Annotated in this window: 10 protein-coding genes; 5 read left to right on the top strand and 5 right to left on the bottom strand. The window is 38.3% G+C overall.

The window, feature by feature from the left end; translation table 11 throughout:
• Positions 1 to 229: 229 nt before the first annotated feature.
• Genes BM179_RS10910 through BM179_RS10900 form a run of 3 tightly spaced genes read right to left on the bottom strand, consistent with a single transcriptional unit; the run spans position 230 to position 6192 of the window.
• Positions 230 to 1549, bottom strand: coding sequence for a SusE domain-containing protein (locus BM179_RS10910; protein WP_092016667.1), 1320 nt, complete (start codon positions 1547 to 1549; stop codon positions 230 to 232).
• A 24-nt stretch (positions 1550 to 1573) separates the two neighbouring features.
• Positions 1574 to 3142, bottom strand: a complete 1569-nt coding sequence (locus tag BM179_RS10905; RefSeq protein WP_092016665.1) for a RagB/SusD family nutrient uptake outer membrane protein — start codon at positions 3140 to 3142, stop codon at positions 1574 to 1576.
• Positions 3143 to 3186: 44 nt separating this feature from the next.
• A complete protein-coding gene (locus tag BM179_RS10900; RefSeq protein WP_092016662.1) occupies positions 3187 to 6192 on the bottom strand; it encodes a SusC/RagA family TonB-linked outer membrane protein in 3006 nt (1001 codons plus the stop codon).
• Positions 6193 to 6816: 624 nt separating this feature from the next.
• Between BM179_RS10900 and BM179_RS10895 the strand changes: the two genes are divergently transcribed.
• Positions 6817 to 9669: an alpha-amylase family glycosyl hydrolase gene (locus BM179_RS10895; protein WP_092016660.1), complete on the top strand. Its 2853-nt coding sequence runs from the start codon at positions 6817 to 6819 to the stop codon at positions 9667 to 9669.
• Positions 9670 to 9769: 100 nt separating this feature from the next.
• Here the strand turns inward: BM179_RS10895 and BM179_RS10890 are convergent, their stop codons facing one another.
• Positions 9770 to 10618 carry a DUF481 domain-containing protein gene (locus tag BM179_RS10890; RefSeq protein WP_092016658.1) on the bottom strand — a complete coding sequence of 283 codons (849 nt, stop codon included), beginning with the start codon at positions 10616 to 10618 and terminating at the stop codon, positions 9770 to 9772.
• Between the two features lie 217 nt (positions 10619 to 10835).
• Here BM179_RS10890 and fabG point away from each other — a divergent pair, with 217 nt between their 5' ends.
• Positions 10836 to 11582, top strand: a complete 747-nt coding sequence (gene fabG / locus BM179_RS10885) for a 3-oxoacyl-[acyl-carrier-protein] reductase (RefSeq protein ID WP_092016656.1) — start codon at positions 10836 to 10838, stop codon at positions 11580 to 11582.
• Positions 11583 to 11756: 174 nt separating this feature from the next.
• A complete protein-coding gene (locus BM179_RS10880) occupies positions 11757 to 13841 on the top strand; it encodes a vWA domain-containing protein (protein WP_092016654.1) in 2085 nt (694 codons plus the stop codon).
• 47 nt (positions 13842 to 13888) lie between these two features.
• On the opposite strand, the gene BM179_RS10875 is transcribed toward BM179_RS10880, so the two are convergent.
• A complete protein-coding gene (locus tag BM179_RS10875) occupies positions 13889 to 14680 on the bottom strand; it encodes a S1/P1 nuclease (RefSeq protein ID WP_092016652.1) in 792 nt (263 codons plus the stop codon).
• Positions 14681 to 14802: 122 nt separating this feature from the next.
• Between BM179_RS10875 and BM179_RS10870 the strand changes: the two genes are divergently transcribed.
• Entirely contained in the window at positions 14803 to 15714 is a 912-nt protein-coding gene (locus BM179_RS10870; protein ID WP_092016650.1) for a DUF2279 domain-containing protein, read from the top strand.
• Positions 15715 to 15891: 177 nt separating this feature from the next.
• Positions 15892 to 16884, top strand: a complete 993-nt coding sequence (locus BM179_RS10865; RefSeq protein WP_092016648.1) for a Smr/MutS family protein — start codon at positions 15892 to 15894, stop codon at positions 16882 to 16884.
• The last annotated feature ends 7 nt before the right edge of the window (positions 16885 to 16891 follow it).

Here is a 16891-nt window from a genome sequence, read left to right as displayed (position 1 = left end):
CCTTTAATCGCACCAGATAGGAATTGAAACAAAACTCAGTTTTGGTTTGGCAAAAGTGGCAGACTACCTTTAATCGCACCAGATAGGAATTTAAATACAGCACTTGATCTTCAACTTAATAAGTTTCCCGGTATTAAAATTTTGCTTTCTTTCAACAAAAAATACCTGACAAATTGCTTCGTCAGGTATTCATGATTTATAGGATTTTAGTTTGTTTCTGAAGTATCTGTTATTTTTTACTTAGCTTATAAGTCAGTTTACTGGCATTTGATAAATCCAGGATAACAGCATAGGTTCCGGCTGTTACAGGAATATTGTCTGTCCCTGCTTCCAATGTACCATCGGCACCTTTGTCCCCGTAATTCAGATCCCATTTATCATTGAAACGGAATTTGATTTCTCCGGTTTTTAAAACTACATTGTCCAGAATCCAGACCCCGTCATGAGAGAAATCCGGTCTGAATTTGGCATCCGGCCCATCCCAGCCATTTGGTGCAGCACTTCCGACAAGTCCCCAGGTAGCAAAGGCTTCCAAAGTAAACTTCGAAGTCGCAAAATCTACTGTAATCAGATAGGTACCTTTAGTGACTTTAATATTATCTCCTCCGGCATCCAGTGTTCCGTTAGCCCCGGTGTCTCCGAAATTGACAGTCCAGTCATTATTCTGGCGGATTTTAATTTCCCCGGTGTTTAAATAGACAACCGCTTTCCAGAAATTTGTCGTAGGATCATATACTAAAGGCATATCCGGCCCATCCCAGCCATTGGCCACAGCACTTCCGACAAGTCCCCATGAATAAGTCTGGATAGTATATTTAAGGACATTCAGATCCAGTGTGATTTTATAGGTTCCGGCTTTTACCTTAATGTTGTCTCCACCATTATCCAAAGTATTGTCTGCTCCGGTATCCCCATAATTTACATCCCATTTATTATTCTGGCGGAATTTGATTTCTCCTTCCTTAAGCGTTACATAAGCGGCAAAAACATTATCCTTATCCGTTTTATAGAAAGGCATATCCGGTCCGTCCCAGCCATTGGCAGCAGCACTTCCCACTATTCCCCAGATAGAACTCAGATCCAGTTTATCAAGATATGGAGTGGCTTTGATAGTACTTACGGCTGAAGTGACCTTTGTAACAGAAGAAGCATCTCCGATTGCTGATACTACTCTTACATCAATATCGGCAGCAGCTCCCGCAGGAAGACCTAATTTTAAAAGAAGTGCATTTAATTCAGCATTTTTAAAAGTTTTGTTTAAATCAGTACCTGTTTCAACGGCCATTGCATTGCTGAAATCACCCCCTTTTTTATCAATAAGAACGGAGTATTTTACCCCTGGCGTAAAACCATAGTCCGGCTTTGCCCATGAAACGGTTAGCGCATCTTTATCTGCATTCTCTTTTGTTAAAACAACATTCTGAGAAGATAAGGTTATTGCCAATTTTACATTGGCATTCATGATAATTTTGTCCTCGTCTTTTTTACAGGCCCCCAATAAGACCAAAGCACTAAGGAATATAAAAAATCTATTGATTGTCGTTTTCATTACTTTGTCTATTTAATGGTTGAATTAATAACCTGAATTTTGTTTCAGGTTTGGATTGGCAGTAATATCAGCCGCAGGAATCGGGAAAATGTTGCGGAAATCCTCAACAGCTTTACCTGCTTTTATACCACCTTTCCAGGCCCATAAATAAGTACCGGTTGTGAATTTACCATATCTGATCAGGTCGGTACGACGATGACCTTCCCAATACAGTTCACGTGCTCTTTCATTGAGGATAAAGTCGAGATCAATGGTAGAAACCTGACTGGCTCCCGCTCTTTTACGAAGCAGATTCACATAATTCAACGCAGTAGTTCTGTCTCCTCCGGTTCCGTTGCGTAATACAGCTTCAGCGTACATCAGGTAAGCATCTGCCAGGCGGAACATCGGGAAATCAGTATCAACAAAAGTAGGATTGCTTCCTGCGGCTCCTGTGGAAGTAAGATTTTTGTATTTTCCTACCGCATAACCGTCCGGGAAGTTTGTAATGTCATCAATTTCAATATTTTGTCCATCTTTAAAAAACATCGCACGGGAATCTCTGGCATCGTCAAACATGGCAACAAATTGTTTGGTGGTACGCAAACCGGCCCAACCGCCGTCGATACCATAATCGGCTGCATTCATTTTTCCACCCACTGAAGCATGAACAAGGAAAGTAGTGCCACCATAGGTTTTGGTACGGGTTCCGTCAAAATTCACAGTAAAGATATTTTCCCCTGATTTGTGGTTATCAGCCAGGAAAAGGTTTTTGTAATTCCCTTCCAGACTATAACCTGAAGAAATAACTTTGTTCAGATAAGTTAATGCTTCGGTATTTTTATCCTGACCGATATACACTTTTGCGTTCAGATATAATTTTGCTAAAACCATCCAGGCTGCGGCTTTATCGGCTCTGCCATATTCATTTTTGCGGGCATCAACCAGGTCTCCTTCAATGGCTTTTAATTCAGATTCCACATAATTGTATAAATCTGTGCGATTGGTCTGTTTCGGGAAAAATGAACCGATCGGGTCATTTTCAGTTACGAAAGCAACATTACCGAAAAGATCAAGTGCATGATAATAACTTAAAGCCCGAAGGAATCGTGCTTCAGCACGGTAAGCCTTGATCTCAGGGATTGAAATTCCTCTGCCAGACATTTTGGCATCAGTTGTTTCTCTGATAAATTCATTGGCAACTACAACCTGATAGATCAGACGAACATACAAACCTCTGATTTTATCACCGCTGGAAGTCCAGTCCATCGTATGATAATTCACCAGAGTTCCGTCTGATTTCCAGGCAACTACTGCTTCATCAGTAGTCAGCTCCTGAGCACCCCAGTAATTTCTGATATACTGAGATTCTCCTTCATTAATTACACTTTCCGGAATATCAGGTTTTCCGGTCGGGCCTTCCTGCCCGGTTACGGCCAGACCTGCATAGATTTTGGCCAGCAATGGTTTGTAATTGGCAGGATCTTTATAGACTGCCAGAGAAGTAGATTCAATAAAAGGTTCCCGGTTCAGGTCTTTGGTACAGGAGAAAGTTAGTCCGAGGAATGCAGCACAGATTGCTGCTCTCTTTATATTTATCGTTAATTTTTTCATTTTTCTGAATGTTTTAAAACCAATGTTATCACTTTAAGATCTTCTTAGAAACCTACCACGGCACCTAAAGAGATGGTTCTGGCTCTCGGGTATAATTTGTTGTCAATACCTCCGGCAATTTCCGGGTCAAGACCTCTGTATTTTGTGATGACAAATACGTTCTGGGCAGTAGCATTCAATCGTAATGTTGCTCCCTGACGGGTGATTTTACCAAAATTGTAACCTACCGTGAAATTATCCATTCTCAGGAATGAAGCATTTTCTACGTAGTAGTCACTTTTATTCTGATTCAGGTTAAACTGTGTAGTATTGATATCTTTTGAAAGATTGCTCAGGAAACCTGTAGAATTGTACAGGCCAGTGTAGTTGCCATTGCTTGAGAATACGTTGTTATAAACATAGTTTCCGATATTCCCTCTGAGCGTGAATCCTGCATTGAATTTCTTATAGCTGAAAGTCGAGGTAAAACCATAGAAATAATCAGCAGCCGGTTTCTTATAACGGTAACGATCATCCGGGGTAATTTTTCCGTCCCCGTTCAAATCTGCATAAACACCTTCCAATGGTTTTCCGTTAGCATCATAAACCTGCTTGTAAACAAAAAAGGAATTAGGCGCATAATCAACCGTGTGGATCTGGATGTTTCCTCCGGTTCCTCCGGCAATACCACCTACTTCCAGACCAGCGTAATTCGGATCAGGGTTTCGGGTCAGATTTGTAATTTTAGTCGAATTTCTGGTAATGTTAAATGAAACATCCCAGCTGAAATCTTTTCGGGCAATCAGGTTGGTATTAATGGTCAATTCAACCCCCTGGTTTTCCATATTTCCTACGTTTGTCAGCAAGCGACTTGAGAAGTTTGATCCTGTTGGCAAATCAACTTCAGCCAGTAAATCCTTGGTTTTCTTGAAATAATAGTCAACACTACCTGAAATACGGGCTTTTTTGATGGCAAAGTCAAGACCAATGTTTGAAGTGGCAGTTTGTTCCCATTTAAGATTGGCATCATATCCTTCAGGACGGATTGTATTGTAATAATTATCTCCCAGCTGATAACCTGCTGTTGGCAAACCAGGTGTATAAAGACCCAGATAAGGATAATTGCTTGAAGAGATATTCTGCTGTCCGGTGATACCATAACCAAGACGTACCTTCAAATCAGAGAAAACATCACTTTCTTTAATAAAAGGCTCCTCACTGAGTTTCCAGGCAAAACCGGCAGAAGGGAATGTTCCCCAGCGATTGTCCGGTGAGAAACGGGAAGAACCATCCTGACGGAGGGTAAAGGTAAGTAAATAACGATTTTTGAAAGCGTAGTTCAAACGGCCATAAAACGATACCAGGGTACTTTGTGTTTTATAGAAATAATTTTTCAGGTAACTGCCTGTATTAAGAAGGTCTTTGTTCTGGTCAAACCTTTCAGAAAGAAAATCCTGATATGAATAACCACCCATTACATCAATACGGCTATCGATGCTTTTAAGGTCTTTTACATAATTCAGGTAAAATTCTAAAGTAGAGTTGTTATTTTTTCGGGTATAATATTCATCAAGACCTTTTGAGCTGAAATTAATAGCTGAGGAAGCAGGAATATTTCTTTGTCCTTCACTTGAGGTAAAATCATAACCTAAGTTCAGGTTAGCGCGTAACTCAGGTAAAAAATGAAATTTGTAATCGAAAACAATGTTTCCGATACTTTTCTTCACTTTTGCCTTATCTGTTCTCATTTCCAGCAGCCCGAGCGGGTTTCTTGGCGCAATGGTAATAGGCGTTCCTGAGGCATCCAGCCATTCAAAATAACCATTATAAGCTTCTTTGCTCGAATAAACCGGCTGAGTGGGATCAAAAGAAACGGCTGTTCCGTATGCTCCGTCGTTCGCAAAATTGTTATTGGTAACTGAACCTTTTAAATTAAGATCTACTTTCAGGTGATTATTCAGAAAAGTAGGAGAAAGACCTAATGAAAGAGAAGTTCTATCCATACTTGAAGTCTTGATAATACCATTTTGATCAGTGTAACCGGCAGAGAAGCGATAAGGCAGGTTTTTGTAAGAACCGGAAAGGCTCAGGTTATTATCTGTACTGATTGCGGTACGTGTAATAGCATCCTGCCAATCGGTATTTGACTTACCTAACAATGCTTTTGCTGCATCATTTCCTTTGGCATTTACAAGCGTACGAAACTCATCTCCTGAAAGCACATCAATTTTGCCCTGTTTTACGGAAGCAGAAGCCTGAGTACTGAAAGTCGCTCTGAAGTCGTCACCTTTTTTACCTTTTTTGGTAGTAATTAGAATTACACCGTTTGATGCTCTTGAACCGTAAATAGCGGTAGCAGAAGCATCTTTTAATACAGTAAATGTTTCAATATCATTCGGGTTAACAAAAGCTAATGGGTTTGATGCACCGTCTATTGTGCTGTTATCGATCGGCAGACCGTCTATTACAATCAAAGGATCATTGCTGGCATTGAGAGAAGAACCGCCTCTGATACGGATCTGAGAACCGGAACCAGGCATACCACCATTTGTGGTAATCTGAACTCCGGCCATTTTACCTGTAATCAACTGGTCAGGTGTAGAAATATTCCCTTTCTGGAAATCTTCCGAATTGATGCTGACAATAGAACCTGTCAGGTCTTTTTTCTTCTGAGAGCCGTAGCCGACTACAACAACCTCTCCGAGTGCCGAAATGTCTTCCTCAAGGCTAATATTAATTTCGGTTTTGTTTCCGGCTGAAACTTCCTGCTTTTTGTAACCGACAGAAGAGATTACTAAAATGGCATTTGATGGAGCAGAAAGAGAAAATTTTCCTTCCTGGTTGGTGGAAGTTCCTTTTGAAGTTCCTTTCACTACTACGTTTACACCCGGAACGCCGGCACCACTTTTACGATCGGTAATTTTACCGCTAATCAATGTCTGGGCATTCGCCACAAACTGGGATCCTAATATCAGAAGCATGCAAAAGGTAAATGCTCTTATGCTTGCTTTGCTAAATTTAACAAAGGGATTTTGACTATTCCTTTGAAACCATACTAGAGATTGCTTCATATTTTTTAGTTGGTTTTAAATGGTTTATAAAATGGTTATTGAGTAATATATAACCGATTTAATCTTGAAAAAGTAAAATATTGAATGGGAATAATATAATTTTTCAGGAAAATAATGTCACAAAATAAATTTACAAATTCCTTTTGTGCAATTCTTTGCCGAGAAAGTTTTATTCCGGTGTTGACTGATGATATCTTGAAAATTTAACAAATCTAATATTGTAGTATTTAGAATATTTGCAAGAATTAAGAAGAGTGATTTGTAACTGTGCTGGTTCAATTTTTTAATCGAAAAATAAAGCTATTTTTTTATGCGTAAATAATTGATTATAAGGTTATTGTATGTTAAATAAAACTCCGGATATGAAATTTTACTTTTTTAGAATAGCATAGTATAGTAGTGTATTGTAGCATAGTTTAGCATTGTATTATATTGATAAAAAATATTTTTCATAAAATAGGAATAAGCGGATAAATTATAGTCTTAAAACTTCTGATTTATTCGTTTTTCTGACAGGTTTCTGGTTAATTTTCTAGTTAAAGTGCAAAAATTTATATTTTTTGCTTTTTGTAAATAATTTTAAGCATTATATTCGCCGACCATTAACCATTTTCCTTTAGTTTTATGAGAAAAACTCTATTCCTTTTTTTCCTGATTTGGGTGAGAATATGCCCCCTTTGGGCACAGGTGATTACTACTGATCCCTCTTTGCCAACCGCAGGACAAAACCTGACGATTACATTTGATCTTAAAAAAGCTTCAGATGGAAGAGCCTTGAATTTGCTTGGAAAAAAGGATGATGTTTTTCTTTGGTCGGGTGCAGGTACCACAGACAGTGGGCCTGCATTCGAATACCAGCCATCCGGGCAAAATGATTTTTCCAAACCTTTTGAACCCGGTAAAATGACTTATTTAGGAAATGATTTATGGAGCATCACAATCAATCCGAGGAAGTATTTTAATGTACCGGATAGTAAACCCATAAGAAAACTCGGACTTTTGCTGAAGAGCGGAGACGGGAAAGCGCAGACTGAAGATCTGTTCCTGACGCTTTTGGAAGAAAATAAATTATATGTATCTTTTTCAAAACCGGTTACAAAATCCTTGTATATCGATGGAAATTCCTCAATATTGTTCGAAGGAAATACCAGCCAGACTGCCAAGTTAAAGTTTGACTTCTTATGGACTGATAAAAAGACCGGAATATTGAGTAGAAAAACAATCGGAATCCCGGATTCGGCTAAAGTATTTTCACAGAATATTACCGTATTCAGGGAACTGGGACAAATAGCGGAAGGAACTCAGATTACGGTCAGAATTACGGCAGTAAACCGTTTAAATGAAACAGCTTACGATGAAATTATGCTTACGGTAAAACCCACTAACCAGATTCTCACGGTACCTGAAGGGCTAAAGGACGGAATAAACTATATTTCTGATTCCAAAGTGATTTTAGTGCTTTTTGCCCCTTTAAAGGAATTTATTTATGTTATCGGCGATTTCAATGACTGGAAAACAGATTCCGGATTTCTGATGAATAAAACGCCGGATGGGAAACGTTTCTGGATTGAGATTTCCAATCTGATTAAAGGTCAGGAATATGCTTATCAATACCTGATAGATGGAAATATTACAGTAGGCGATCCTTATGCTGAGAAAATACTTGATCCGGATAACGATAAATATATTCCGGAAACGACCTATCCAAATCTGAAAAAACTTCCTGCGAATGTAAAATCAATAGCTTCGATTCTGCAAACCGGTCAGACTGCTTATTCCTGGAAGGTAAATAATTTTGTCAGACCAAAGCAGGATAATCTGATTGTTTATGAGCTTCTTGTTCGGGATTTTGTGGCCGATCAGCGTTATAAAACTGTAACAGATACCTTACCTTATCTGAAAAAACTCGGGATCAATTGTATTGAGCTGATGCCGGTAATGGAATTTACCGGGAATGATTCCTGGGGTTACAATCCGGTTTTTTATTTTGCTCCTGATAAAGCATATGGTACGAAAAACGACTTAAAGCAATTTATCGATAAATGTCATGAAAATGGAATTGCGGTAGTACTTGATATGGTTTTAAACCAGGCCGATTATGAGTTTCCTTATGTGAAAATGTATTGGGATGGCAGTAAACCTTCCGCAGATTCTCCGTTTTTTAACCAGACGGCTCCTCATCCTTTCAGCGTATTTTTTGATTTTAACCATGAAAGTCAGGCTACCAAAGACTATGTTCAGCGTGTTAATGACTTTTGGCTGAAGGAATATCGTTTTGATGGCTTCAGATTTGATCTGGCTAAAGGTTTTACGCAGAAAACGTCTTCAGATGATGGTTTTTTCAGACTTTATGATCAAAGCCGGATTAACATCTGGAAAAATTATTATGATAAAATAAGAGCTACAGATGCAAGTGCATATGTAATTCTTGAGCTTTTCTCAGAAGATAAAGAGGAACAGGTTTTAACTGACTACGGAATGATGGTCTGGGGAAATCTGAACGGGGACTACAGAAGTACAGCAAAAGGATATAACGGAGATTTTTCAAGAATGTCATATAAATCCAGAGGGTTCAGAAATCCGAATTTGATTGGATATATGGAAAGTCATGACGAGGAAAGACTGATGTTTGATGCCTTGAAAAATGGTCAGACTACCCAAAACTACGATGCGAGAAATCTGACCAATGCACTTGAAAAAATGAAATCAAATGCAGTTTTTTTCTTAGGAGTACCCGGGCCGAAAATGATCTGGCAGTTTGGAGAGCTGGGATATGATGTTTCAATTGATGAAAATGGCAGAACAGGCAGGAAACCTTTGAGATGGGAATATACCAAGGATCCTCAAAGAGCGAAACTATATAAGGTTTTTGCAGCTTTAAACAATCTGAAACTCAGCCAGCCTGCTTTTAATACTACTGATTTTGAATTATCGCTTAGCGGTTTTCAAAAACAGATTATTTTAAACCATGCTTCGATGAAAGTAAGTATTGTCGGCAATTTTGACCTTGAAGACCGTTCTTTTTCTAACGTTTTTCCTTCAGCGGGCAAATGGTATGACTATTTTACCGGTACAGAAATTCCTGTTGACAATACCGGAATCAGGTTTATTTTCAAACCGGGAGAATTTCATATTCTCACAACTCAGCCACTTGCAAAACCTGAAAGTGATCTGGTTCCGTGGAAAGCACCTCAGGCATTGGTTACCGGAATTGAGGAGGAAAAAGAACAACAGATAAAAGTCTTTCCTAATCCGGTTTCTGATTATCTGAACATTTCATTTCCGGAAAAAACGGCAGGAAATCTGGAACTTTCCATCCTTGATTTAACCGGAAAACTTTACCTGGAAAGTAGTATTAAGATAGACAAGCAAGGAGAAAGCCTGAAATTGGATATAAAGAAACTTCCTTTGGGAAATTACCTTTTGAATGTGGCCACAGATCATTCACATGGCGTAATTAAGTTTAACAAACAATAGGAAAAATATCGGAAAAGCGCCCTGGCTTTTAAGCATAATCTGGCTGGAATGTCAGCGTGTGTTTAAACCAATTTGAATTTTAATGATATCAAGGGCTGATTTAATTAGATGAACTGTAATTTAACCCGAATGTAAGATTCGTCTGAGCATTGCTGACGCCCTCCACATTTATGCTCTCATAAGTGTTTTCGAAAGTCAGAGTGAAGGCAACATGTTTCCCTAATTTGTAGGAGATTTGAGAAAAAGAGTTCCACCGCAGATAGGCCTCACCTAAGGAAGGCTGAAAAAATGTGGTATTCTGGACAAAGAGTTTTTCTTTAACAATCTCAGCTTTTACCCTGAATCTGGTGGAATTTCTCCAGACATTTTTATCCTGACTGGTATAGAAATCCGTCACCTCATGCAGAAAAGCATTGCTGATATTCATTGAAATCCTGGTATCAGGGTACTTTTTTCCTCCCAGAATTCTAAACCCTAATCCTATACCTGTCATCCATCTGTAATTGATCTTTCTAAGGTTGCTTTGTTCATAAGAACCAAAAACCAATCCGTATAAATCACTTTGTGTATAGAAAAGGGTACTGTTTAAATCTGCAAACAATTCTCTTTCCTGAAGCTGGTCATTAGTAGAACCGATCTGAAATTTAGGAGAAGTGAAAAAGCCCACAATTGATGCAGGATTTTCATAATTGACTGTAAATCTGGTACCAAAAAGCTTACGGTTTAAATTTCCGGAGCTGAAATTGCCATCCAGCCCAAGGTTGTAAAACAATCTGGGAAGTTGGGGTAAGCTATCAGTGGAAGGAAAGTTCTGGTCATCCGGATCAATTTGAACAGAATCCGGCAAGGCCTGCGGGCTGCTGGTATTTGTACTGTCCGGTGTTTGAGCGAAAGCCAGGTTTTGAGAAAGTAAAAAAACAGAAATCAGTAAGCAGAAAATATTCTTCATTATCAATGTCAACAATTCATAAATGCAAAGCTGCTCAAAAATAAGGATTGTTCCAGTAAAGTTTAATATTTTCTCAATATCTGGACTTTTTCAACTAATTTTGAACAATTAAAAAACTAAACTTTTTAAGTTTTTAGTATGGGTAATCTCTGAATGAACGCCGGCAAATATCCTTGCAGGTCATTCAATTACCCGATAATGTAAAAAAAATACACAAATGGCTTTATTACAAAACAAAGTAGCATTGGTCACCGGTGCTTCCCGGGGAATTGGTCGGTCAATTGCTTTCAAATTAGCTCAGGAAGGTGCATCAGTCGCTTTCACGTATTTATCTTCTGTAGAAAAAGGTCAGGCTCTTGAAGCTGAATTGGCAGCTTTAGGTGTAAAAGCAAAGGGTTATCGCTCAGATGCCTCTGATTTTAAGCAAGCTGAAGAGTTGGTTAATTCCGTTGTGGCAGATTTTGGCACAATTGATGTATTAATTAACAATGCAGGTATCACGAAGGACGGTCTTTTGATGAGAATGACCGAAGAACAATGGGATACTGTTCTTCAGGTAAACTTAAAATCTGTATTTAATTTAACCAAGGCTGCAACCAAGCCAATGATGAAAGCCAAAAGTGGCTCAATCATTAACTTAACGTCAGTAGTAGGGATTCGCGGAAATGCAGGACAATCCAATTATGCTGCTTCTAAAGCAGGGATTATTGGTTTTACCAAATCTGTAGCGCTGGAATTAGGTTCAAGAAATATTCGTTCAAATGCTGTAGCTCCGGGATTCATCGAAACGGAAATGACAGGAGAACTGGACGCTGCTACCACTGAAGAATGGAAAAAAACAATTCCATTGAGAAGAGGCGGCCAACCGGAAGAAGTGGCTGATGCCTGTGTTTTCTTAGCATCAGATATGTCCCGTTATATTACAGGACAGGTACTTCAGGTTGATGGAGGTATACTTACCTAGATTCAGATTCGTCTGATGTGAACAGTTATCGGTTATTCTTTGTTTTCGAACGATTTTCCTGCTATTTTAATAATTCGGTCCTTACAGCGTTAATAAACTGTTATGAATTGTTAAATTAACTGTTAGAATAACTGATAACTGAAAACATATAAATTGTTCATTGTCTTTGAGTTTATGAAAGTAGATTTCCTCTTACAATCCTCGCCCTGGCTGGTACCTATTTGTCTATTGACCGGTGCAATTTATGCATACGTTCTATATCAGAAAAATTCTAATTCCTGGAATAAACGACTTCTGTATTCCCTGACGTTCCTCAGATTTCTCGCAGTCAGCATTACTTCGCTTCTTTTACTTAATTTCCTGATTCGTCAGATTAAACAGGATATAATCAGGAAAACCGTCGTTTTAGCCATCGACAATTCCCAGTCTATGCTGGTGGCGGGTAAGAAAAACCTGTCTCTGGCAACTTCCGGACTTACTCAGCTTAAAAAGGATCTGGAAGATAAAGATTTTGAGGTTTCCTTCGCAAGTCTGGATGATGAGGCTCCTGAAAATATTGATAACCTGAAGTTTAGCAAGAAAATCACAGACCTTTCCGGTTTAATTAATAAAGTTAAAAATAATTTCGAAGGACAGAATTTAGTGGATGTCGTCCTGGTTTCAGATGGTATTTCAAATGAGGGAATTGCTCCGGGTTCAGAGAAATACAATTTCCAGGTACATACCATTGGTTTGGGTGATACTGTTCAGAAAAAGGACTTATTGCTTAAAGCTGTTTATGCTAATAAAATTGCCTATTTAGGGAATAAATTTCCGATTCAGGCAGATGTTTCTTCGTTTGGATTTTCTGGACATAATGCTACTGTTTTTTTAAAACAGGGCGGAAAAATACTTGAAAAACAACAGGTTTTTTTCAAGCAGAATGATGATGTAAAAACGCTGACATTTAATACTACAGCCTCGCAGGTAGGCGTACAGCATTTTGTGGTAGAAATTGAACCGGTTTCCGGAGAATTTACAACCAGAAATAACCGGCAGGATGTGTATCTGGAAGTGATTGACGGAAAAGAGAAAATCCTCTTACTGGCACTGGCACCTCATCCTGATTTGAAAGCATTGAAGAGTATTATTGAAAAGAATGATAATTATGAACTGGATATCCGGATTTTAACACAAAATCCTAATCCGGATTTATCAGGAAAATCATATGATCTCCTTATTTTACACCAGTTACCGGATGCTTTTAATTCTTACGCAAATGTCTTCAAACCATTAATAAACAACGGATTACCTTGTCTTTTTGTTCTGGGAAACCAATCCGGGACAACTTATCTGAATCAGCTTAATCAGGTAATGCAGATTAACTCCAATGCCGGACAATCTGATAAAGTAACCGGGATTTTTAATAATAATTTCCGGTTTTTGAATTTTGAGGCAGACCGGATGGAACTGATTAAGAAATTTCCACAGATTTCTGTTCCTTTCGGAGAATATAAAATTTTACCCGGAACGGAAGTCTTACTTTATCAGAAAGTTGGAAATCTCGCTACCCAAAAGCCACTCTTCGCAGTAAATACCGGAGCTAAAAAATCAGCGATTTTTGCCGGAGAAGGTCTTTGGTCGTGGCGGCTTGAAGAATTTCAGCTAACTGAAAAACAGGAAGTTGCTGATGAACTGTTTTTGAAAGTAATCCAATATATTTCTGCCAAGGATGACAAACGGAAACTGAGGGTATATCCGGTTAATTCTGAGATTTTATTAGGAGAAAAGGTTGTTTTCGAGACCGAAATTTATAACGGTATTTATGAAAAACAGTACGATATTCCTGTAAAACTGGAAATAAAGGATGAAAAGGGAAGCAGCCGAAATTACACGTTCACTACAAGTCAGGAAAATGCTAAGTTTGAAATCAGTGGTTTACCTCAGGGAATTTACAGATTCAAAGCAGGAGCAACGGTTTCAGGGAAACAGGAAAGTGCTTCAGGGGAATTCGTCATTAAGGATTTACAAATAGAAACCATGAATACCCGGGCGGATTTTGATGCCTTGCGTCAGCTTTCAGCTGCTACTGGAGCAAAGTTTTATCAGATTAATCAATTTGAAAACGTACAACAGGCCATTTTGAATCATAAGATTCCGGATAGAATTGATGCAACAGAAGATCTGAAAGAGCTGATAAACCTGAGATGGTTGTTTTTCCTGATTCTCGGATTACTCAGTCTGGAATGGGTATTGAGGAAGTATAACGGAAGTTATTAAAAACATGAAGCGCAGGACTCAATCCTGCGCTTCATGTTTTTTGAGGCTTATTCGAAAATATCGTTAAGGAATTTTGCTAATCTGACCCCGCCTTTCAGCAATTGGCTTTCTACAATACCAATATGGTCAAAATTGTATTTATAACTCAATTTATCATTCGGCCTGATTTCAGTATACAATTTCTCACAAATCTGGTAAGATTCATAAATACTTTCCTGAACACTGGTTCCCTGCCATTCTTTAATTTGTTCAGGGGTAGCAAAAGCCAGGGTATTTGAATATTCTGTATAACTCAGCTGCTGATAATCGATCAGGTTTTCATCCCATACTTTATGGAGGTTTGAGTTTTCATTAAACCACATTAGTTTAATCTGATTTCCACCTAAATCTTCTTTTCTGGCAGTATGCATCGGTTGGTGTAAATCTCCCATAAAGTGAATAATTAACCTTAAGTCCATAATCTTCTGCTGTTGGGAAGTATTAGGATTTTTCATATCAACCGCCAGCATTTTGATACGGTTGTAAATATTCGGAATAGTGTCGGTTTCAAGGTATTTAATAACATCTTCCTTAGAAAGCCCGGAAGGAAGATTAACATAATGCCAGCTGTTAAGGTAGTTGAAAGAAGGGTCAGACTTAATAAAATCGGGCCAGTTACTTGCCATGGCGATTGATTCATTACCTAAAAGCTTCCGGATTTCTTTTTTGGCCTTTTTGCTCAGGTATTTATCTGCAATCTGTCCTATTATCCGGTGGCCAAGCAGACCCCATGCATTTGTATCTTTGGGAACCAGTAGTAAAGTACTCATTAAAAGGAGCAGGGCTATTCTTTTTTTCATAACAGAAATTTTTATGTTTAATATTTGGATTAGTTCGTTCTACCTTTGATGGACAATTATTTCTGAAGTCTTTCTTCTCTAAACAAATTTAGGTAAAATCATTTAGCAACCAAACCATAACAATGAGGTGCAGTTTTAATTTTAATAAGTATTTAATCGGTGTTTTGTTATTTTTTTATGCACAGGTACCGGATTGTGCAGCCCAGTCAGACAGCACTCAGACAAAACTTAATGCAAAAAGACTCAGGGGATTTATAATCGGCGAATCAGTAGGTTATGTCGGAACTTTGGCAGGTTTAGGTTCGGCCTGGTATGGTGATAAAACTTCCGCTTTTCATTTTTTTGATGATAATTATGAATGGCTTCAGATAGATAAATTAGGACATCTTTATACGGCCTATAACCTTTGCCGCGTCAGTAATCAGGGTTTTTTATGGACAGGATTATCAAGGAAAAAATCAGCTGTTTACGGTGCAGTTTCAGGGGCGGCTTTCATGACGACTATTGAGATTTTAGATGGCTTTCAAAGTGAGTATGGCTTTTCTTTGGGAGATATGGCCGCTAATGTTGTGGGGCCGGGGCTTTTTCTGGGGCAGGAATTATTATGGGGAGAAACGCGGATTCAGCCAAAATGGTCCTTTCATCATACCAGTTATGCTAAATTATATCCTAACAAACTGGGTTCTTCCTGGAACGAAGAATGGTTAAAAGATTATAACGGACAGACCTATTGGTTTTCAGCAAATATTTACAAATTTTTACCGAAAGGAAGTAAGTTTCCCAAGTGGCTGAATATCGCCGCAGGCTATGGGGTAGAGAATATGGTTAATGCAGACCCTGTCAAAAGTATCGCCGAAGGTTATGCTCCTTATCGTCAGTATTATCTTGCACTTGATGTAAATCTTCAGCATTTCAAAACAAAATCCAGGTTATTGAATACCCTGATTTTTATTCTGGATCAGATTAAAATTCCCGCCCCAACCCTGGAATATAATTCAAAAGGAGGTTTTATCTTTCACGGTTTATATTTCTAGAATTTCAGCAGATTTCAGGGGTTTTGAACAAATGAAGTACAGGAAAATACCAGTTTCCCTGCTTTTCAAAACTTAATCTTCAAATTGAAAACATTTCAAACTCTTTTCCCTTCCCGCAGAATTTTATCAATAACTTTGTAACCGGATAGAATCCGGTTAACAAAATTTAGAGAAGAAATGAATATCGGGGATAAAGTAAGGCTCACTCATGGGATAGAGCAGGGGGTAATTACCAGAATTTTACAGGGAAATATTGTTGAGGTTGAAATAGAAGACGGATTTAAAATTCCGGTTCAGCGTTCTGAACTATCTGTTGTTTCTTCAGTGGAAGCACAGGTTTTTAAAGCACCTGAACCTAACAGATTTGAGCCTCAAAGACAACAGGAATGGGGGACACAAAGAACTTCCGGCCCGGAGATTGTTGCCAATAAAGGCATTTATATGGCTTTTGTAGTGGTAAATGACAGGGAATTATCTTTACATCTGGTTAACAATACAGATTGGGATTTACCGTTTATGTTATCGGTAGGAACAGACCCGCATCATAAAGGCCTGGCTTCTGGTACTTTGAAGCCTAAAACTACCTTGAAAGTACAGGATTTTCTGGTTAAAGAATTTGAAGAATGGGGAACATTTGTTTTCCAGGCTTTCTATTACAGACTGGCTTTTATGTCGCTGAGAGAACCTTTGATTAAAAAGATTAAATTCAGAGCCAATACCTTTTTTAATAATAAGCAGAAAGCTCCGATTTTAGCCAAAGATGCTTATGTCTATCAGCTGGATGCAGAAGAAAGTAAAGCTGCCAGACCTTTGAAAATTGAACCTGAGAAAATTATCGAAAAGATGTTTGATACTCAGGTAAATGAAACAAAAGTAAATTTGCCAAAACCTTCCCCGAGTGTGGATTTGCACATTGAGGTTTTGACGAAAGATTTTCTTTCAATGAGTAATACCCAGATGTTGAATCTGCAACTGGAAACCTTTGAAAAACAATTTGAAGCTGCTATTGCCAACGGAATGGATGAAATTACGTTTATTCATGGCATTGGAAATGGCGTTTTGAGAACAGAATTGCATAAAAAACTCTCTAAACACAAGAATGTAAAGTTTTTTGAAGACACTCAGAAAGAGAAATTCGGATACGGAGCCACTAAAATAAAAATTAAATAATAATCCA

This window comes from Pseudarcicella hirudinis (genome assembly GCF_900115665.1).
Taxonomy (GTDB): Bacteria; Bacteroidota; Bacteroidia; order Cytophagales; family Spirosomataceae; genus Pseudarcicella; species Pseudarcicella hirudinis.
This window is presented reverse-complemented; position numbering and strand designations above follow the sequence as displayed.

Excerpts from the sequence above, each read along its gene's own strand:
- BM179_RS10865 (WP_092016648.1), top strand. The coding sequence starts at position 15,892 with ATGAATATCGGGGATAAAGTAAGGCTCACTCATGGGATAGAGCAGGGG.
- BM179_RS10895 (WP_092016660.1), top strand. The coding sequence starts at position 6,817 with ATGAGAAAAACTCTATTCCTTTTTTTCCTGATTTGGGTGAGAATATGC.
- BM179_RS10905 (WP_092016665.1), bottom strand. The coding sequence starts at position 3,142 with ATGAAAAAATTAACGATAAATATAAAGAGAGCAGCAATCTGTGCTGCA.
- fabG (WP_092016656.1), top strand. The coding sequence starts at position 10,836 with ATGGCTTTATTACAAAACAAAGTAGCATTGGTCACCGGTGCTTCCCGG.
- BM179_RS10875 (WP_092016652.1), bottom strand. The coding sequence starts at position 14,680 with ATGAAAAAAAGAATAGCCCTGCTCCTTTTAATGAGTACTTTACTACTG.
- BM179_RS10880 (WP_092016654.1), top strand. The coding sequence starts at position 11,757 with ATGAAAGTAGATTTCCTCTTACAATCCTCGCCCTGGCTGGTACCTATT.
- BM179_RS10890 (WP_092016658.1), bottom strand. The coding sequence starts at position 10,618 with ATGAAGAATATTTTCTGCTTACTGATTTCTGTTTTTTTACTTTCTCAA.
- BM179_RS10900 (WP_092016662.1), bottom strand. The coding sequence starts at position 6,192 with ATGAAGCAATCTCTAGTATGGTTTCAAAGGAATAGTCAAAATCCCTTT.
- BM179_RS10870 (WP_092016650.1), top strand. The coding sequence starts at position 14,803 with ATGAGGTGCAGTTTTAATTTTAATAAGTATTTAATCGGTGTTTTGTTA.
- BM179_RS10910 (WP_092016667.1), bottom strand. The coding sequence starts at position 1,549 with ATGAAAACGACAATCAATAGATTTTTTATATTCCTTAGTGCTTTGGTC.